Origin of the sequence: Allorhodopirellula heiligendammensis (genome assembly GCF_007860105.1) — a bacterium.
In the GTDB taxonomy this organism is placed as follows: Bacteria; Planctomycetota; Planctomycetia; order Pirellulales; family Pirellulaceae; genus Rhodopirellula; species Rhodopirellula heiligendammensis.
The window spans coordinates 1,791,476-1,811,225 of the sequence record NZ_SJPU01000001.1 but is presented as its reverse complement, the minus strand read 5'-3'; the positions used below and the strand labels follow the sequence as shown (position 1 = coordinate 1,811,225).

The 19,750-nt window shown below is 55.6% G+C and carries 16 protein-coding genes and 1 pseudogene; 8 read left to right on the top strand and 9 right to left on the bottom strand.

Annotated features, from left to right (window positions below; all coding sequences use genetic code 11):
• Window positions 1-34: 34 nt before the first annotated feature.
• The 5 genes and pseudogenes from Poly21_RS06840 to Poly21_RS06820 form a co-directional block, all read right to left on the bottom strand.
• Window positions 35-1,366, bottom strand: a complete 1,332-nt coding sequence (locus Poly21_RS06840) for a DUF1552 domain-containing protein (protein ID WP_146406142.1) — start codon at window positions 1,364-1,366, stop codon at window positions 35-37.
• A gap of 134 nt (window positions 1,367-1,500) precedes the next feature.
• On the bottom strand, window positions 1,501-3,903 hold the full coding sequence (locus tag Poly21_RS06835) for a DUF1588 domain-containing protein (RefSeq protein WP_146406141.1): 2,403 nt from the start codon (window positions 3,901-3,903) through the stop codon (window positions 1,501-1,503).
• Between the two features lie 668 nt (window positions 3,904-4,571).
• Window positions 4,572-4,838: pseudogene (locus tag Poly21_RS06830) on the bottom strand (Uma2 family endonuclease); the annotation flags it as partial.
• A gap of 119 nt (window positions 4,839-4,957) precedes the next feature.
• Entirely contained in the window at window positions 4,958-6,184 is a 1,227-nt protein-coding gene (locus Poly21_RS06825; protein WP_146406139.1) for an FG-GAP repeat domain-containing protein, read from the bottom strand.
• A 42-nt stretch (window positions 6,185-6,226) separates the two neighbouring features.
• A complete protein-coding gene (locus tag Poly21_RS06820) occupies window positions 6,227-8,359 on the bottom strand; it encodes a 3-keto-alpha-glucoside-1,2-lyase-like domain-containing protein (protein WP_146406138.1) in 2,133 nt (710 codons plus the stop codon).
• Window positions 8,360-8,744: 385 nt separating this feature from the next.
• Between Poly21_RS06820 and Poly21_RS06815 the strand changes: the two genes are divergently transcribed.
• The 3 genes from Poly21_RS06815 to Poly21_RS06805 all read left to right on the top strand — a co-directional run bounded on the left by Poly21_RS06815 (window position 8,745) and on the right by Poly21_RS06805 (window position 11,247).
• A complete protein-coding gene (locus tag Poly21_RS06815) occupies window positions 8,745-8,957 on the top strand; it encodes a hypothetical protein (protein ID WP_146406137.1) in 213 nt (70 codons plus the stop codon).
• Window positions 8,958-9,400: 443 nt separating this feature from the next.
• Window positions 9,401-9,988 carry a response regulator gene (locus tag Poly21_RS06810; RefSeq protein WP_302117916.1) on the top strand — a complete coding sequence of 196 codons (588 nt, stop codon included), beginning with the start codon at window positions 9,401-9,403 and terminating at the stop codon, window positions 9,986-9,988.
• Window positions 9,988-11,247: a sensor histidine kinase gene (locus Poly21_RS06805; protein WP_146406135.1), complete on the top strand. Its 1,260-nt coding sequence runs from the start codon at window positions 9,988-9,990 to the stop codon at window positions 11,245-11,247. Before Poly21_RS06810 ends, Poly21_RS06805 begins: the two co-directional genes overlap by 1 nt.
• A 128-nt stretch (window positions 11,248-11,375) precedes the next feature.
• On the opposite strand, the gene Poly21_RS06800 is transcribed toward Poly21_RS06805, so the two are convergent.
• The gene (locus Poly21_RS06800) at window positions 11,376-11,936 is read right to left on the bottom strand and encodes an RNA polymerase sigma factor (protein ID WP_146406923.1); all 561 of its coding nucleotides are present in this window, start codon (window positions 11,934-11,936) and stop codon (window positions 11,376-11,378) included.
• 167 nt (window positions 11,937-12,103) lie between these two features.
• Between Poly21_RS06800 and Poly21_RS06795 the strand changes: the two genes are divergently transcribed.
• The 3 genes from Poly21_RS06795 to Poly21_RS06785 all read left to right on the top strand — a co-directional run bounded on the left by Poly21_RS06795 (window position 12,104) and on the right by Poly21_RS06785 (window position 14,816).
• On the top strand, window positions 12,104-13,444 hold the full coding sequence (locus Poly21_RS06795) for a serine/threonine-protein kinase (RefSeq protein WP_146406134.1): 1,341 nt from the start codon (window positions 12,104-12,106) through the stop codon (window positions 13,442-13,444).
• Window positions 13,425-13,808, top strand: coding sequence for a SecDF P1 head subdomain-containing protein (locus tag Poly21_RS06790; RefSeq protein WP_146406133.1), 384 nt, complete (start codon window positions 13,425-13,427; stop codon window positions 13,806-13,808). Before Poly21_RS06795 ends, Poly21_RS06790 begins: the two co-directional genes overlap by 20 nt.
• Window positions 13,809-14,105: 297 nt before the next feature.
• Complete coding sequence (locus Poly21_RS06785) at window positions 14,106-14,816, top strand: DUF1559 family PulG-like putative transporter (RefSeq protein WP_146406132.1); 711 nt, start codon at window positions 14,106-14,108, stop codon at window positions 14,814-14,816.
• Between the two features lie 600 nt (window positions 14,817-15,416).
• Here Poly21_RS06785 and Poly21_RS06780 read toward each other — a convergent pair.
• A complete protein-coding gene (locus tag Poly21_RS06780; RefSeq protein WP_146406131.1) occupies window positions 15,417-15,860 on the bottom strand; it encodes a GNAT family N-acetyltransferase in 444 nt (147 codons plus the stop codon).
• A 38-nt stretch (window positions 15,861-15,898) separates the two neighbouring features.
• Window positions 15,899-17,617: a dihydroxy-acid dehydratase gene (ilvD, locus tag Poly21_RS06775; RefSeq protein ID WP_146406130.1), complete on the bottom strand. Its 1,719-nt coding sequence runs from the start codon at window positions 17,615-17,617 to the stop codon at window positions 15,899-15,901.
• A 102-nt stretch (window positions 17,618-17,719) separates the two neighbouring features.
• On the opposite strand from ilvD, the gene Poly21_RS06770 reads away from it, so the two are divergent.
• Complete coding sequence (locus Poly21_RS06770; protein WP_302117910.1) at window positions 17,720-18,622, top strand: 3-keto-disaccharide hydrolase; 903 nt, start codon at window positions 17,720-17,722, stop codon at window positions 18,620-18,622.
• Window positions 18,623-18,625: 3 nt separating this feature from the next.
• Here Poly21_RS06770 and Poly21_RS06765 read toward each other — a convergent pair whose 3' ends face one another.
• A complete protein-coding gene (locus Poly21_RS06765; RefSeq protein WP_146406129.1) occupies window positions 18,626-18,844 on the bottom strand; it encodes a hypothetical protein in 219 nt (72 codons plus the stop codon).
• A gap of 161 nt (window positions 18,845-19,005) precedes the next feature.
• On the opposite strand from Poly21_RS06765, the gene Poly21_RS06760 reads away from it, so the two are divergent.
• On the top strand, window positions 19,006-19,707 hold the full coding sequence (locus Poly21_RS06760; RefSeq protein ID WP_146406128.1) for an ABC transporter ATP-binding protein: 702 nt from the start codon (window positions 19,006-19,008) through the stop codon (window positions 19,705-19,707).
• Window positions 19,708-19,750: the final 43 nt, after the last annotated feature.

Below are 19,750 nucleotides of genomic sequence, written 5' to 3'. Positions count from 1 at the left end.
CAAGCTGGCATGGTAGGAGGTGCCGGGCAGCGACTTACACCCCGGTCAGTACGCCATCGCCGCAGAAATCGGGATTGCCGAAGGAAGGTTGTGGGAAACCCATGCGCTCGGCGAGTGTCATCAAGAATCGGTTGTGCGATGTTTTCTTGAAATCGATGGCGCGATTGCCACGAATTCCGAGCCCACCGCCCACCAACACAAAGGGGATGTTGTTGCGGGTGTGCGAGTTGCCTTTGCCGAGTTCGTTCGTCCACACGATGGTCGTGTGATCGAGCATGGAGCCTTCGCCGCCCGGTTCCGGTGTTTCCTGCAATCGCTTGGCCAGATGAGCGACCTGCTCACAATACCAAGTATTGATCTTGATTAATTTCTCATAGGAGTCTTCATTGCTATCGGGTTCGTGCGACAACGCGTGGTGGCCTTCGTCGATGTCGAGCCAACGCATTTTGGCACTGCCGACGCTATTGGTGATTTGGAAGGTAGCGATGCGGGCAAAGTCTGCAGCAAACGAATTGACCAGCAGTTCGATCTGCATCCGCGTGATCTGAGGCATATTGTCGTTTTGGTCTTCCACGTTCGGTGGCAGTTCAGGCACTGCGTGACCAATCGCGTCTGACTTAGCTGCTAACTCGACCTGCAGATCTTTTTCAACTTTACGCACCAACGCCTGGTGCTGTTGCAGCAGCTGACGGTCTTCCACACTGACCATCTTTTCGAGCGTGCGGAAGTCATCGGTCAGGTCATCGAGGACGCTGGCGAGCAATTCACGATTTTTGGCTTGGCCATACAATTTATCAAACATCTTGTACGGATCGTCGATCGGAGCGACCGGTTGGTTCGGCCCGCTGTAGGACATCCGCGTCCAGGTGTCGGCGCGATCGGGTACCATCACACCGAATTCTAAAGACCCGAACCGCGTTCGGGTCTTTGCATCAGCTTGCAATTGATTCTTCAAAAACTGGTCAATGCTGATGCCCTGCGACCAGCCCGCCGGAGTGTCGCTGCCGCCCTGAATGTCGCCCGGAAACAGCTCCACACCAGTCAATAGACAACCGATGCCACGCATGTGTCCATCGCCATCGCCTTGGATCTGATTGCAGAGTCCATGCATGGTGACGGTTTGGTCGCGGAACGGTTCGAGCGGTTTAAGAATCCGCTTGAACTCCAATTCACCTTCATTCTCCTTTTTGTCGACGGTCGGCCAAAAGTGATCAGGGATCACTCCATTGGGACTGAACACGAACACCAATCGTTGGCGGTTGGTTGATTCAGCACCCCATGCGAGGCTGGGCAGGTTCATCGCAAAGTGAGCCGCAGCGGCACTGATACCGGTTTGCTGAAGAAAGCGTCGTCGTGAGGTGGGCATGGTTGGGCGGGGGAGAGGGGGAGGTGGGAGAGAATGCTGAATGCAGGAGCCGTGTGGGTTAGCGTCCAGGTGGCCCGTATCGGCCTGCCAAACGCAATTGTTTCCGTCGTCTCTAGGAAAGGGTGATGTGGACGCTATTGGGGCGCAGGGCGGGAACTGATTACGGCGATTTCAACCAGAAGTTCACGGATGTTAAAGTGAGAGTCTTGGAACTGTTGAGTGAGTTTTTCGAGTTGGTCGGTGCCGTAGGCGGCAATCGGTTGTTTGACGAAGTACTGGAACACTCGTTCCACAAAGGCTGACTGAGCGTCGGTGCTGTGGGCGACGTAATCACCGAGTTGCCGCGCCGATTCAAACTCAACGTGTTCATCAGCTTGAGAGACGTATCCCCCCTGGGCATTGATCGGTCGATCACCCTCCATCATACGGTAATGCCCGACCGCGTCAAAGTTTTCGAGGGCAAAGCCGAGTGGATTGATTTTTGAGTGACAGGTCTGGCAGCTATCTGGGCTGGTCTGCAGTTCCACTCGCTGGCGGGTGGTGAGGTCTGGGTGCAGGTCGGGGCTGAGTGGCGTGAACGCTGAGTTTGGTGGCCGGAGCACGCGTCCCATGACATGTCGGACCAAGAACACGCCCCGATGAATAGGCGAGGTCGTCCGGTGATGGGCGAGTTTCGCCATGACGAGGGGATGGGTGAGCACACCTACGTGAACCTCTGCGTCGGAGACACTTCGCGACATGTCGCTGGCCCAGGCGACGTTGGCTGCCTTTGCGGCTGCCGGATCGCTATCATCGGCTTGCCATTTTTCGCCATAGAAATCTGCCAGTCGAGGTGTGGTAAGCGTCCAATCGGCAGCCACCAATTGACGATAGTCGCTCGCCTCGCTCCACACGACCGCGTCGATGAACGCGTCGAGCGAGCTTCTCAGATCGCTGACCACTTCGGCGTTAAATCCAGGGAATTCCTCCTCATCTTTTCGCAAGTCGTCGGCGGACGAGATTTCTAACCAGTGATGAAACATCTCGCGAAGTTTCGCTCGCGTGCGGGCATCATCGACGAGTACCCTAGCTAAATTACGTCGTCCATCTTCGTCTGTTGAAGGTGTTTTGCGGATCTGATCGATCAGCCAACCGTCAGCGGGCAGAGAGTCGAATAACGTCAACGCAATCCGGTTGGCTGCTCGCTGGGACTCCGTGCGGTCAGCATCCAACGTCGGATACAAGAACCGGGGCGACTTCAGGGCCAACAGAATGGCATGCCGAATCTGCTCGGTTTCGTCGACATGAGACGTCATCGCGATATCAATGATGCGGTCCGCAGCTACTTGGTCGGGGACGCCACGATGCGCCACCGCGATCAGTTCAGTGAGAAACTGCTGGAACAGTTTTTTGTGACCGATCTTTTCTCGCTTATGCTGGTTTCGATAGTCGGGCCACAATTCTTCGCAGACCGAATCTGCAAATTCCAACTCCGCCGATGTCACCGCCTCGTCCCAGACTGGATCGACCGAAATACCGCGTGGGAATCCGTAGGTGCGATCATCCGGCGGCATGCTTGTTTCTAAACGCAAAGCTGCGGGAACCCAGCCCGGCACCAAATTCCGTGCCGGTAAAATCTGTTCGACGCCACCGGGCGGTACCCATGACAGTGAAATACTCGCGGGTGGGGTTTCACCCTTGCGTTTTCGCTGGTTCAGATCGATCTTGATCGGATAGGTTCGACCGCCGGTCAGCAACATGGAACGACGGAACTCGTTGCGTCCAGCCGATTGTACGTGGTTGTCGATGAGCTGATTGCGATCGTGCCCAAACGAGCATGTGAACGATGTGGTGCTGCGAACGACAATCTCGTACCTGCCGGTCTCTTCGATTCGCACCCCGCCCTGCCAATGCGCGTGGAATTCTTCGCCATTGATTCCTGCATCGCTGCCGTCGGCATGCTGGGGCCCGTGGAGTTCGAAGTCGAAATCCAGCACAGGATCAATGCGTTCGATCTTTCGGTTTTCATCATCCCACTTCGTGCCTGTATAGTACTTCCCCTCCAAGCCCTGCTGCGACGTTCGCTCTTCCCACTTATCACGGCGGATGTTGGCAAACCGTCCGTACAAATCCGACAGACTGTTGCGGAGTTGGTCGCCCGTCAATCGCTGCAGAGCCAGTTGGGGTGGGCGATTTCGAAGTTGAGCGGCCTCGCTGTAGAACGTGTGGTGGATGTAGGCGGCGACCGCCTCGGCATCGGCGCCAACGCACTGATCGGGATCTTCCTCGGGCATCGTATCAGTGATGATTTCAGCCAGTTCACCAATGGACGCGTCGCCGGTCAGCGGATCAGGGTAGTAGTCGGCGGTGCCCTCACCATGTTCGCCATGACAGCTGGCGCAGTTTGCAGCAAAAATGGCGCCGCCAGCTTTTAGGAGCATCTCAGGAGCTTCGTCGTTGCCACTGCTAGGATCTGCACCCACGGCGAGATCTCGCGCCAGCGGATGGATCACGAGCGACAAAACGATCGCTAGTAGGGTGAAGGGGGGCAATTTCATGGCGCATCATCCGCCGTGGCCATCGCAATCGATAGCGGTGCGGAGTTTTCTCAGGCGGGGGAGAAGGAGGTGGGGGCGTCAGAGGTGGGAGGGCTCTATTCTACGCACTTGGTGCCAAAAAGCCAAATGCCTGTCAATTTGTCGGGGGTAGCTTGGGACCATCATCCCGAGCGAGCGCCGACTCACCGAAACGAGATCGCGGACGCGTCAATGGCCTGATCCTCCTGTTCTACAAGTGAAATCAGACTAAATTTGCCGTTTTCACTTCACTCTAGGATGGGGGCGGAAGACGATTCCGTCGGATTGATAGCATTTTTAAATTGAATGTAGCAGTGTTTCCTGAGTGGAGAAAAAGGGGCCATCCGGGATTATCGTGGGCAGATCCAGCATGTTGGATTTGGGAGGCATGGCGGTGGCGTCCGAAACGAGGGAGGGCGTAGCAGAAATAACGCTGAAGGCAGTCCCAGCCTAAGACACTTTTCGGGTCGTGTGCAACCAAGATATTGCTTGGCAAATCGCTCAGCGACTGAGCTTACTTGCACCTCTTCCGCACGCGAAACGAGATCGGTTGACATTGGCCTGGAGAATTTCGGACGCCACCGCGATGTCTTAAGAATCCCCCACACTTGGCTCACCGCTGCGAAACCCACGATAAATTCGAATGGGCCCTAAAAAGCCTTCTGCGAACGCTTTAGTCGGATGAGCCTGAATTTGTCCGCTGATTTAAAGACCGCGACACTCCGACTGCGCGGATCAATCAACCACACGAACTCGACCCCAGCGTGAAAATACTCCCCACGTTTTCTGGCCATTTCGCCTCGCGTGTTGCCCTGGCTGAGCACTTCAATCACGAAATTGGGAACCAGGTCGGGGATAGGACGTTCAGGCACGCGTCCTCCCGGCAACCGTGACCAATTCACGAAAGCCACATCTGGACCTCGGACGGTATTGTATCCGCGACATCGTCATTCTGCGAACGCCTTGAGAATCCAATGCATGTGACGAGTAAAGCCAGCTGACCCTTGCCTGTCCCTCATTCACTCTGTTGGTCCGGTCAACGAGTTGCTTGCTCGAATACAAAGGCCCCTAGCTTTGACACGGTCAAAATATCGGCGTGACCGTCGCCGGTCACGTCAGCGGCAATGACTTGCGTCCCCACTCCGCTGCGGTCGTCTATCCGGTGGGGCTCAAATCGGATTTCCGATTGAGCGTCACGGGTCCAACGAAACCAGTACAAGACCGGCGGTGCCTGCGGTTCGATGTCGCCCGTGGGACCGTGCGCCCACATCCGCTTGCCGGTCACGATATCGACATGTCCGTCCCCGTCGACGTCTGCCAGATCCAATGCGTGAGGCTGTGAGAAGGCAACACCGAACTGAGCCTCCTCTTCACGACTGCCCATGATGAGGTGTTTGACAAAGTCTGTTTCGCCATTCGTTTTGACTTGTTCGAACCACGCCAATCCCCACCCGTGAGCGTTGAGGCTGGTGATGACATCGTTGTCACCGTCCTGATCGACGTCGCTTGCAAACATTTGTGCTCCGCCCGTTTCACCGAACCGAAATTCGTGAAATGGCCACATCTGCATTGCGTCTGCGGGTTGTTCGAACCATCCATCGTTAATGATCAAGTCACGACGCCCGTCGCCATTGATATCGCCCACGCCTGTCCCGTGATAAAACTGTTTCCAGTCGCCCTGCTCGGAAATGGGATGGAAACGCCATGGTTGTTTGGAATCCGTGCTCACCGGAGCGACCCATCCCCACCGTCCTTGCCAGTGAGTGATCAGCTCAAGCGTTCCATCGCGGTTGATGTCGATGAGAGTTGGGGATTCGCCTTGAATCTTTTCAAAAACGAAATGCTTTTCCCATACACCGCCGTCGGCTCCCGGGTTTTGATACCAGTAGGCGGCGTGTTTGTGGATGCGTCCTAAAACCAACACATCGGGCCACGTGTCGTCGTTGAAGTCGGCGACGAACGAGAACATGCTGTCGGTTGGACTCGGTTCTCGTGGCTGCACAACGGGTTGGTAGATCGCGTGTTTCTTTTGGAACTCCGGCCCCTGATACCAAAACGGTCCAGCTACGATGTCTGCAACGCCATCCTGGTTGAAGTCGCCGTGGTTAATACCGTCGCAATAGTAATCGGAGGTGAGTGGGTGGCGAGCGAACGTCGGTGGCGACACGTCTTCGGCGAAAGAGTCAAAGCAGAATAGAACCACGATCGAAAATGCGGAACTGAAACGTACAAGGAGCGAGATAAGCTCTGAAAGGAAGTTCATGAAATTGACTCGGCCTCGATGAGGTGCATACCGACACTTCAATTACGGTTCGATGGGGAACTGAAACTCGCTGACCTTCTGACCGGTCACACTACGATGACAGATCGTTAGCGTCGAGGTTTCGTCTTTGTCGCCTGAATACTTCAACTCGCCCGATAGGAATCCGCCATCGACGCGGAGGAAGCGGTGGACCGGACGCTCATCACCGGGTTTCCAACCGAATTGATGTTTGTCGCTACCCGGTCCACACCCGAATTCCCACAGGTTTGTCTGTTCGTCGACCGACGCGTATTGCCAGTGGCGGTCTCCGCAGAAGACGATTGCCCCTGGAGTCGCCGACAGCTTCGTGCGTAGCTGGTCGCCTTCGTAAGCGAAAATGTCGTTGGCGTGATTGTCTTTCTTGTTGGCGCGATCTGGACCCACAATGGGAGTTGGGCTGCAAATCAATTTGAATTTGGCATCGGATTCTTCCAGTGTTTTGAACAGCCACGCTTTTTGTTTCTTGCCCAGGATCGATTTCTCCGGTCCATCCGGCATATCGTTGCGGCTGCGATAGTCGCGGCCTTCAAGAATCCAGATTTGCAAGTCACGTCCCCAGCGTATTGTCTTGTAACGCTCGTTTTTGGTGGGGAACTGCTCTTCATTGAATAACTTGACACCCTCTTCAAACGTCACTGCTCCATAGGATTGGCCGGGCCATGAATCGTTGGCGAGCGTGTCATGATCGTCTTTGATGAAATAAGAGGTTGTTCGATTGTAGAAATCGCGGTTGCTCGGAAGCGAGAAAATCCGTCCCCACTTGAACCGCATCAGCGACTTAGTCAGCGCCCATGGAGCCGGTTTATCGTAATACTCAATGTCGCCTTCATGGACGATGAAGTCAGGTTTGAATTTGTTCATCGCAGGATAGATTTGATGACCCTGGAGGCCATCATCGCGGCGAATGAAGTCGTGACAAGTTGTGATGCAGAACTGAAGGTTCTGCGGATTCTCTTCTGGGGGAGCTGTTCGAAACGCACCACGCACGACTGCCGATGCCTGACCCTCGAGCGTTTGTGCCTCGACAACGGTTCCATATTCCGTATTTGGCTTGAGCCCTTCGATCTTCCACTGGGCCGTGAAATCGCTCTCGGCAGAGGTTGTAATCCACCGTGTCTGCTTCGCGGCATGCCGCTGCTTGATCGGGAAGTAGGTCAGTCGAGCACGCCCTGCCGCCCCGGGACATGCGCCAAACATCTCATCCAATGTCGTTCCTTCGGGAAGTTGCACGCTGAGCAATTTGTCTGCGTCCGTCTGCTTGGCGAGCTGCCCTGCAAGTTTCTGGTCAATATCGACGAACTGCTTTCCCTCAGTCAGCATCTCGGAGTTCCGCGTGGTCCGGGTCCAAATCACGATGCTGTGTTGGTCGGCCCAGCCATTGCGTGTTGCGTTTGCCAAAAACGGCCCTGTCCGAGGCGGGGTATCAGTTGGCGGCGCGTCCAGCGGGATAAATTGAAAATCTTTGTAGGTAACCTTGCCGCCATGATCAGTCAACATGAATCGGTCTCCCACTTGAGGACGCCCGAAATCAACGCTGCCACCAAACTTACTGAGTGCGACGATCGTGTCCCACTCGGGCCCGACTGTGGTGGCCGACGCGACCCGTTCACCGTTGAGATAATGCTCAATCTGGTCGCCGAGGGCGATAATCTTAGAACTGTTCCACTGGCCCGGGGGGTGTAGCGTTTTCTGACGTTGGGGTTCAACCAGATCATAGATCGACGCCGTGGAACCCTTCGACGTGCTATGGGGCTCACTGTCAATGATCTGATACTCGATACCGAGCATGCTGTTGTTGAAGAGTTCTTTACCGAATTTTCGGACTCGGTATTTGATGCCACTGTTGACGCCTGCCTCAATTCTCCACTGCCAGGAAAGTTCAAAGTTGGGTGGCATCGGTTGGGTGACGATGCTGCCACCCTGGCGTGGCTTCGCAAGCGTGATTTCGCCGTTCTGAAATTGCCAACCATCGGAGACAGGCGTACCGCGAGTGGTCTGCCAAAAGCCGCGTCGCGCCCAGTTCGCGTTCTGCTCGGGAGTAATCTGCGGGCTCGTGCCGTCTTGAGCATGCGACTGCTGCAGGTCGACAGTGAAGGCCGCGACTAAGCAAAATAGAATCCGAAATACGGTCATCATACGAGTCTCATTCAGAATCGCGTCCAGAGGTGATCAAGTGCAGATCGTAAGCTAATCGTGAGGGAGAGTGTTGTCGCCCAGAGGAAATTGCATTTCAAATTGCTCGACGATTTCCCTTCCTTGGGCCGGTTCGTAATTGAGACGAAGCGGACCGGCGGTTCGCGGTCAAATCGTTGCATTTGCCCGGGAGTCCAAGAGATTCCCAAGAGTCCAAAGCATGTTTCGGCCATATCACGACTAGGTCGGCCCGAACCTCCCTGCCCAGTCGCTTGTTGAACTCAGCGATCGGTCCGCTGAGCATTCGTGACGTTGGCGTCGCTGTTGGCATCTGAGGACCGATAGTACTCTGCGGGGCACCGCGTTTTAACAAGTGGCACATGAAGGAATGATGCGATCTCCTGCGCCAACTGTGCGTCGGGGTTGCCCAGCAGATGGAATCGCTGAAGCGAACCCTCGCAATTTGCCAGCAGGTTCAGGTCCGTGTCGCTCGATGATCGAGTCGGGTGAGGAATCGAAACGCAACATGGGGCCGAAGGCGTCGATCCACTGGGGTGGCCAAGTCGTGGCGGTATCGGTGGGGCTATCGCTCGTCATTTGACGTTCCTTTGGAGTTTCATCGCGCCTCTGGAGTTTCATCGCGGGCGGTTATTTTCGGGCCTGACGCTATTTTGGCAGATGCGTACCAGCAGCGCGCCATGAACCGGCGTGTTGCTCCGCGAGGCTCTGTGTGGGAGTTCTCGCGGGATCTGGTCAGATGGCGGGGTGATCAATCTTGACCCAGTTTGCCAAATCGTTAGAATCCATGCGGTGTGGCAAGCCAGTGAAGACAGGGTGCCTGCAGGTTGAGCGAGGTATACGCCCGTTTAAGCGGTTTGCATGCTCTGCAAGCATTTAGGGACACTTGCTCGACTGCATGGCATAAGTGCTAGTGCATCGTGCCCGTGGTTTTGCTAAATGAAGTGACGCAGTGAAGGTGGGAGACCTAAGCCTTCACTATATTTTAGGTAATGGTACTACCCCACAGGGAGGATGGTTCCGGCCATGACCAAGAAAACTGTATTTACGACTGGCGAAGCTGCAAAAATTTGCAAAGTAAGCCAGCAAACGATCATCCGCTGCTTCGACAACGGGTCGCTCAAGGGCTTTCGAGTTCCCGGTAGCAAGTTCCGCCGCATTCCTCGTGAACAACTGTATATGTTCATGAAGGACAATGGTATTCCTACCGACGCTCTGGAAAGCGGCAAGAAAAAATTACTGATCGTCGACGATGACCAAGATCTCGTCGACTTGATGCAAGACGGTTTCCAACGCGACGGTCGTTTCGAGATTCGCACGGCCAACAATGGCTTTGACGCCGGGATGGGTGTGAAGGAGTTTCGCCCGGATCTCGTGGTACTCGACGTGATGTTACCCGACATCAATGGCAAGGAAGTCTGCCAGCGGGTGCGCAGCGATCCATCGATGGACACGGTGAAAATCTTGTGCATTTCGGGGATGGTCGAGCACAGCAAGGTGGATGGATTGAAAGCCGCTGGTGCAAACGATTTCATGCAAAAGCCGTTTTCAATTGACGACCTGGTCATGCGAGCTTGTGAATTGCTCGACATCGATCGTGGCGTGAATGGCTAATGCCTGCGACGACGCGTTACTCCGGATGGTTACCACCCATCCGCGATGGCGGCAGCACTGGTTGGCTGGCGTTCAAGACGACGTCATTTGCTGCGATCAATGGCGCTGTCGCCTGTGAGCCGGCGGTGTCGGCTGGGGATTCACTACGCCGATCGTTAGCGAACGATCCGGCACTGTTCATGTTCACACTCGCAGCCGCGTCCTGTGATGGTGTCTGCTGCGCTGGATCGACCACGCTCACGCAGTTGGGCGATTGGTGGTGTCGGCATGGACGTTCATTATGGCGTGACACGGACTGGTTGGCTGCACCAATGGGCGCGGCCGCGACAGATCAGCTGTCACGTTTGGCCGAGCTCGATGACTATTTTCAATTGCTCCCGCGCGGCCGATGGATTAGCGAGGCAGACTTATGGTTTACGGCGATCGGTATTCGAAATCCACTTGCTGATTCGGTTGAGTTAGACGGAGATTCCGGCGAGGACTCGCGGTTTGCTGTTGAGGAGTTCGCCGACGCGCACCTCGCGATCGCTTCGCAGATTCGCAGTGATGACAATCAACACGTTCGTAATGAGATGTTTGCTGTCGCGGTCGAAACCGCGAAACGCGAACTCGCTCATTCACTGGCGTACGGCTTGAGTCATGAGATAAACAACCCGCTGGCAAATATCTCCACTCGCGCTCAAGCGTTGCAGACACGCGTAACTGCTGAGCTCTCGGATTCGGTGCAACGGATTGTAGACCAGACGTCGCGCGCTCATGCCATGATTGCGGATCTCATGTTCTACGCCAATCCGACGCCGATCCAGCCCAGCGAGTTTGATCTCAGAGAGCGGGTGGAATTGGTCATCTCGTCCCTGGCGGAAATTGCCGAGCGTTTGGGCGTAGATATTCAATTGGCCGGCGCGGTCGATGGTGCACCGATGTCGGTGACGGGCGATGCCGAGATGATCGGCGAAGCAATCGCAGCCTTGGTCCGCAATTCGATCGAAGCGATCGGTATTGATGGAACTATTCGCATCGATGTGACGCAAGATCGTGCTCAAGTGCAGATTTCGGTTGCCGACAGTGGCCCGGGAATTTCTGCGAACGCTGCGAAAATGGCGATGTCCCCGTACTACTCTGGCCGCGAAGCGGGGCGCGGACTCGGTCTCGGATTGTGCCGCGCCGACCGAATCGTGCGCTTGCATGGCGGATCCCTCCAATTGACGCCAGCCTTGGCGGGCTGTGTCGCGACGATTGTGATTCCGTTGGGGAATTAGCGGCGATGAACTAGATTGACACCCTTCGGAAAAAAAACATTAATTTTTCGTTGACAATTCGATTCCGCCCTCCCCCAGGGGGTTCTTCACGGAATTTAGTGGCACGCTACCTTCACAAAAACGCACTATTAAAATTTGTCACTCGATTGGCCATGAACATTCTCGACTTCGCAAAGCCGCTGCCTTAGCCTGCGCAGCACGCGAGACTTCGCTTGGTAGACACTCGCCCGCGACAAACCTGTCGCCCCAGCCGCCTCGGATGCGGACTTGCCTTCCATCGTGGTCAACCAAAAAGCGGTCCAAGTGATGGTTTCAAATTCCACGCGCACCTGCGTGAGTAGTTGCCGCGTGAATGCTCCTTGGATGCTCTCAGGCGTGATCGTGGAATCGACGGATTCGGCAAGTTGCTCGAGAGCATTCATCGCATTGGTGCCGCCCACGGCTGCTTGCGACTTCGCGGCGCGGCGAAAGTAATCGGCGGTACGATTGCGAGTGATCGTGGCTAACCAACTACGAAAGCTGCCTGCGTTTTTTTGTCTTTCAAAATTGCCGATCCCGCGCACTACACTGGAAAAAACTTCCTGAACCACATCGGCGGCGTCGGACATCGGCACGTGCGACGCGCGGCACCAGCGATAGACGATCGGCCCAAACGTGGTCACCAACCTGTTCCAAGCCTGCGGGTCCATGTTCTGTGCCGCAGCCAACCCACCCGTCGAAAGCGTTGGATGTTCGGAGGCACCAGAAGTTTTCTTTGAACTTGGCAAAATGCTGTCAGACGTTTGCGTTTATCTATTAGCGAAGCTCGCCTTGGAGAGTTCCCCTACCAATGTGACCGACCTTTAAGGAGAATACAATGATGACCCAAACGCCAACTCGATGCCCACCGATCCAAGTACTGCAAGACTATGTACTTGGCCGTTTGCCGGACGATGCAAGCGACGAGATGTTTACGCACGTTCGTGAGTGCGAGGCCTGTTCCGCAGAACTTGAGACAATCGATGACGGTGGGGATTCGCTGATCGGGTCTTTACATTCGCCCGATCCGTGGGTTGGATTTGCCGATGAACCCGCTTGTGATCTGGCCGTCGCCAGGCTGCTCGGCACGCTGACGACCGATCCGGCTCCTGATCTAACCCAGCCACACTTGCCGCAACGAATTGGCGTATACGAGATCCTTCGTCCGTTGGGACGAGGCGGGATGGGTCGGGTCTATTTGGCCCGCCATACCAAACTTGGACGAGAAGTCGCACTGAAAGTCTTGGCCACCCATCGCTTGGGCGATCCACAAATGGGGCAACGTTTTGAAGCCGAGATGCGGGCAGTCGGTCGCTTGAGCCATCCGAACATCGTCACCGCCCACGATGCTCGCGAGGTCGAAGGCACCGCCGTGTTGGTCACCGAGTTTATTGATGGGCTCGATCTCGGCATGTTGGTCAATACGGTCGGGCCGCTGCGAGTCGCAGATGCTTGTCAGATTGTCAGTAGGGTAGCCGTGGCTCTTGCCTATTCAAACGAACAAGGATTCGTTCACCGCGATGTCAAACCATCCAACATCATGCTCAGTCGATCGGGCGAAGTGAAGCCACTCGACCTCGGACTCGCTCGCCTTCAACATGGCGATCCCGATCAAATGGAGATCACCGGAACCGGGCAAACGATGGGCACTGCCGATTACATCTCACCGGAACAAGTCACCGACAGTCGCAGCGTCGACATCCGTGGCGACATCTATTCACTCGGGTGCACGCTTATGAAACTGCTGACGGGCGAAGCCCCCTTTGCTAACGATGCGTTTCCAACCCCGTTTGCTAAAATGACCGCCCATGTTTCCGCATCGCCGCCGCGACTAAGCGAATGGTTGCCAGATGCAGAAAAAGGGTTGGTGTCGTTAGTCGATTCGATGTTGGAAAAAGACCCCAACAAGCGACCTCAATCGCCAATGCATGTCGCCGAGCGGTTGTTGGCGTTTACCGAAGGATCGGATTTACCGCGATTAGGGACGACGGATCCGACAGGCTCAACCGAAGCGAAGACACAGCGACCCACTGCGGCACGACCGCAAGCCGAACGTCGCCGCTCCGATCGTTCATTCCTACAACGGCAATCGGTATGCCTTGGCGATCGCATCAAGCTCCGCACGGATCGGATGGGAAAAACTGTCCGAACACGTCACAATGGCCAAGCAGATTGTTGACGTGAATGGGGCACCCGCGATCGAGCTGAAGTTCGACGACCAACTGGCAAAGCAATTTGGCGAACTGACAGGCAACCATTTGCAACAACAATTGGCAATCGTTGTCGATGGGACCGTGCGTCTTGCGCCCTACGTTAGGGCCCCAATAACACGTTCGGTGCATATCACGGGAAACTTTAGCGAAGAGGAGGTTCAGGAAGCCGTGGAAAAGCTCAAACCCGCGCTTTCGCAGGCCGATCCATCGCCCATCGGTATCGACATGGATCTTGATTCCGCCAGTTTGCAAGGAATTTGGGCTGACGGTATTGCGAAGAATGGCAAGTCAAACCCTGACACGTTGATCATTTTCTATCAAAACTTCTAATATCACCTCAGCGATCCGGCGACTTTGGAGCAGTACGGACGTTTTTCAGTCGATTCAAGCCGATTGCCGAAGGAAATTATTTTTCAGCAACATTATCCGGAGCCTCTCATTCTGCGTGTCCCGTTCGAGTTTGACGGACGGCTAAAAATACTGCCTTCCAAAGAAATAAGCCAACTTGATGCAAAGCCGAATCAGGCGGAATCGAGTGGTTTGGGAAATGCACCAGTGGTAATAAGACCGCTCTTCGTCCTCGATCGTCTCGGCAATGTTCCCCTATCGCCCAAGGATATAAAGGCGATGGCCGACAAAATCGATTCTCGCTGGCTTCCGCTTGTCGTTTTGCTGAAAGAGACACCAGAGTTTTCCGCTGAGAAAATGGCTGCGTCACTGCTCTCCGCAGATGCATCTGCACAAACCGCAATCTCCTTGCGTGAAATCGGAGTTGCCTTTCACAACTTTCACGTTACCTATCGAAAAATCCCGGGCAGTCAGAACGTGCGTGAAGGAAAACGAGGCATCAACGGTGACGCGCCGTATCCGTTCAGTTGGCGAGTTGCGCTATTACCTTTCCTTGAAAATAACGACCTATTTGAGCAGTACCGATTTGATGAACCTTGGGACAGTGAGCATAACCTGACGTTGGTCGAGAAAATGCCGGACGTCTACCGTTGTCCGTTGGCGCCGCCCGATCAAGCGTCTGGCGAATCGAACTATCTCGGGTTTGCAACCGAGGACGGAGGTTTGGGGATCACTGGTCATTCGATGGCTGATTTTACCGACGGGACTTCATCCACTGCACTGATCATTGCAGCGAAGAAAAGTGTGCCATGGACCAAGCCTGTCGATATCACCAAACGGGTCGATTTGCCCGATAGCGATGTTGAACCGTTCAACGATGAATCGATTTTCATCTTAAAAGCGGATGCTACCGTGGAAAGAATGAGCCCGATCGATCGTCCGAAACTGCACAAGATGATCATTCGAAATGATGGTGAGCGAATCGAGTGAGGATTCAACAGACGTCATTTCTTTGGTCCATCCGGGTTTACCGTGGGTTTCGCCGCGGTGAGCCAAGTGTGGGGGATTCTCAAGGCATAGCGGTGGCGTCCGAAATTTTGTCACGCTGATGTCAACCGAACAGGTTTCACGTGCGGAAGAGGTGGAAGTACGCTCAGCCGCAGGGCGATTCTACAAGCAATATCCTGGTCGAACTGGACCCGAAAGGTGCCTTGGGCTGGCGGCGTCTGCGCCAGCCTTCAGCGTTATTTCTGCTACGGCCTCCTTCAATTCGGACGCCACCGCCATACCTCCAAAATCCAACATGCTGGATCTACCCACGATAATCCCGGATGGACCATTTCTTTCGGGTGGCATCACGAACGTGCGACTGAGTCATGCAGGCTTCGAACCCAATCACGATTTCATCTGCGTGCGAGACAAATTCCCATGCTGCATTGTGGATAGCCAAGCGAGCGGAGGGTTAATTGTTTATCCCGAGCCCCAACGACTTCATTACCTAAAATAAGCGAGGAAATCCGCACGGCCGACGCCCCAGTCGACATGCTGCCGTCGCTTCGTAACTTTCAAAAAAGATCAATCGACAGTCCACTACGTGGATTCACCACCGATCTGCTTGACCATTTTTTGATGTTCGAGCGTGATCTCTTTGAAGACGTCACCGACGGCTTCGTAACCCAGTTTCTCATAAAACGGTAGGGTGATGAGTCGTGCGTTGAGTGTGATTTCCTGAAACCCTCGCTCCCGCAGGTTCGCCTCGCAGTACTCCATCAAAAACCGGCCCACGCCACTGGATTGGCGGTTCGGGTGGACCGCTATCTGTCGCAGTTGGACTAGGTTCGTCGAATGGGGCCGGGCGACGAGTGTCGCGATGAGTTCATCACCTTCGGCGACGCCAAAGTGCAATTGCCCGTGCTCTCCGTCGAGTTCTTCAGCGGTCAACTTCAACCCCAGAGGTGCTCGTAGCACCTCGTGGCGGAGTTCCAACGCCGACTGATACTCAGGCGAGCACCATTCGATTTCAATGAATTTCATCGCGATTTCCGGTGGGTCAATCGTCTGTCAACTATCACTCACTCGTCGGTGACACAGCCTTCGGAGGCACTCTTGACGCTCTTGATGTATTTGTACAGCGTACCCCGCGTAGCCTTCAGGGGAGGGGCGGTCCAGGCATCGCGGCGGCGATCCATTTCGGCGCTGTCAACGTCGACATCGAGAGAGTTCGTTTCGGCGTCGATGGTGATGGTATCTCCATCTTGGATCAGCCCGATGGGTCCGCCCACTTGAGCTTCGGGGGTGATGTGTCCGACGATGAAGCCGTGACTACCGCCACTGAACCGTCCATCGGTCAGCAACGCCACATCACTGGCCAACCCCGCTCCGACAATGGCACTCGTTGGTGTCAGCATCTCCGGCATGCCAGGACCGCCCTTGGGTCCTTCGTACCGGATCACCACGACGTCGCCCTTTTGGATTTCCTTGCGTTCCAGTGCCGCCAGCATGTCTTCTTCGCTGTCGTAGACACGGGCTGGCCCTGAGAACTGCAGGCCTTCCTTGCCGGTGATTTTCGCCACGGCACCCTCGGGTGCCAAGCTGCCGCGAAGGATCCGAATGTGACCGCTCTTTTTGATCGGCGATTCGATCATCGAAACGATTTTCTGCCCCGATTTCAGTGACGGTACATCCTGGAGATTTTCGGCGAGCGTTTTGCCGGTGACGGTCATGTGTCCGCCCCGGATCATGCCCTTTTCGAGCAGGTACTTCATCACGGCGGGGGTGCCACCGATGCTGTGCAAATCTTCCTGGACGAACTTGCCACTCGGTTTGAGGTCCGCGAGGAAGGGTGTCCGGTCGCTGACAGATTGGAAATCGTCGATGGTCAGCGGCACGTCGACGGCGCGGGCCATCGCGATCAGGTGCAGCACCGCGTTGGTGCTGCCGCCGAGGGCCATCAGCGTCACCATGGCATCCTCGAATGCTTCGCGGGTCATGATGTCGCGAGGCTTGAGGTCCAGCTTGAGCAGATTCAAAATCGCCGCCCCGGCGCGGTGACATTCGTCTGTCTTCTCCTCGTCTTCTGCCGGGATGCTGGCCGAATACGGCAGCGACATGCCGAGTGCTTCGATCGCGGTGGCCATCGTGTTGGCGGTGTACATGCCACCGCATGCTCCAGCGCCCGGGCAGCTGCGATGCACAATTTCGGATCGTTCCTCTTCGCTGATCTGGCCCGCGAGGTATTGTCCGTAGCACTGGAACGCACTGACGATATCGAGTTTCTCGTTCTTGTAGCTGCCCGGTTTGATCGTGCCGCCGTAGACCATGATCGCAGGTCGGTTGAGCCGCGCCATCGCGATCAAGCAACCGGGCATATTTTTGTCGCAGCCCGGCAGGGCGATCAGCGCATCATACCACTGGGCCCCCATGATCGTTTCGATGGAATCGGCGATCAGGTCGCGGCTCTGCAGCGAATAGCTCATCCCGCGGGTGCCCATCGAGATCCCGTCGCTGACGCCGATCGTGTTGAATCGCATGCCGACCATGCCAGCATCGACAACGCCCTTGCGAACTTCCGCAGCCAGGTCGAGCAGGTGCATATTACAGCTGTTGCCCTCGTACCACATACTGCCAATGCCGACCTGGGGCTTGTTCATGTCCTCCGAGGTCATGCCGGTCGCGTACAGCATTGCTTGCGAGGCGCCTTGGCTCTTGGGCTGCGTGATATGGCGGCTGTATTTGTTGAGAACGTCGGTGTCTGTAGCAGGTGCGGACTTCGGATCGGCGGCGGTGCTCATGGCAAAATTGGCGTTGGGGGAGATAAAAATCAGTGGTTAATACGTGACGGGTTGAGAGGGAGTATGATCTTTTTGACACGATCCACAAAGATGAGGCAAAAAATGACACAGATACCCAGTGGCAGCTTGGGACCATTGTCCCGAGCGAGCAAATTTGCGACGGTTCGACGAAATGAGGTCTCGGACGGGGGCCACGAGGCATCGGACGGGACGATGGTCCCATCCTACGGCTCGCGCTCCAGGCGAACATCGATCGTGGCGCCAGCATTTTTCCTGCTCGTCGCCCTGATCGGCTCCGGAGCTGGCCAGGCCCACGACGCCTCCCAGCTCACCGAGGTGTCCGACCAGGAATTCGAACAACGCTGCCGGCTGTTATTTGACGGTACCGTTCTCGCTGGCTGGGAGGGCAATGCGCATTGGTTCCGCACCGCAGGCAATACTATTATTGCTGGGACGCTTGAGAAGCCGGTACCCAAGAACCAGTTTCTCTGCACGACTGATACCTTTGCGGACTTTGATCTGCGGTTGGAGGTTCGCATGCGGGGCGAAAACCCCAATGCCGGCGTGCAATTTCGCTCGCGGCGACCCCACACATCCGATGAAGTACCCCGTAATGAGGTCATCGGCTATCAGGCCGATATGGGCAACGCATGGGGACGCTCGGTATGGGGAGCGCTCTACGATGAATCCCGCCGCCGCAAAATGCTGGCTGAGCCGGAAACACCCTTTCCGGTCAAGTGGCAGGTGGCAGGATCCGCTGACGCCCCGTCGGATGCTCAACGCGAATCGGCAGAGAATGCGAAATCCGTTCGCGAAACGGAATGGGTACGGATGCGAATTGTCTGCAAGGGTGACCAGATCGAGATTTTTTTGAATGATCATTTGACGGTCCGCTACACCGAAACCGACCCCGAGATCCCCCGTGTGGGCATGATCGGCGTGCAAATCCACAGCGGTCCCCCCGCCGAAGCAGAGTACCGCAATATCCGTATCCTATCCCTGTGAGAGTCACTCCGCTCCCGTCAAGTAGGTGATCAATCCCGTTAAGAACCAGAACAGACCAACAATTCCAATCAGCACCGTCCAGATCCAAACGAATCCTAGGAAGTAAGCCGTGCCCGCGGTGGAGATCACGCCGATCAGCAGTAACGGGCCACCTTGCCACATCTTCACAATGGCGCGGTCTTCGGCCGACGCTCCGTCAAGCCAAGGTTTATTGCTGGTCATCAACACAGGTCGTTGTGGTTTGGGGATTCTTCGCAGCTACGTTTAGCGAACGGCGCATGACACCCTGCTCGCCATACAGGAAAACATGTTACCGTGGTTTGGTTTCAGTCAACACGTTTTAACTCTTCAATTCGAAACTCGTGGACGAACGAAATAATCTTATGTCAGATGATGCCTCTGTGTTGCTATCGATCAGCGACGTCACGAAAGACTATCCCGATGGCAATGTGCGGGCGCTCGATCATGTTAGTTTTGATGTGGGGGTGGGTGAATACGTCGCGATCATGGGGCCGAGTGGTAGCGGCAAGTCGACTCTGCTGAGTATTCTGGGCACGCTCGATCGTCCGTCGTCGGGATCGTTGACGTTTGAGGGCCAGTCCATTGACGCCGGTACGGATCTGGATGAACTCCGCTCACGGGCGATCGGATTCGTTTTTCAATCGTTCTACTTGTTACCAACCCTGACGGCGTTAGAGAACATCCAGGTCCCGATGTTCGGTCGCGGTTGGCCGGTGGCCGAGCGGGTGGAGAAGGCCCGCGAGCTGATCGAGGCAGTCGGCATGGCCGACCGGGCCAAACACTTGCCCAAGCAGCTATCCGTCGGCCAGCGACAACGTATCGCGATTGCCCGCTCACTCGCCAACGATCCACGATTGCTGCTCGCCGATGAGCCGACCGGAAACCTCGATACAGTCACCGCCGCTGGTATCTTGGAACTGTTCGAGCAACTGCATTCGGATCGCAAGATGACGCTTGTTACGGTCACGCATAGCGAAGAGGTAGCGATGGCAGCCCAGCGCGTCATCTGCATGCGAGACGGGCAAATTGAGTCAGACCAATTGGTAGCACGTTCGCAAAGCTAGGCATCGGGCGGACGATCGTCGACTTTCGATTCGCGATGGTTGG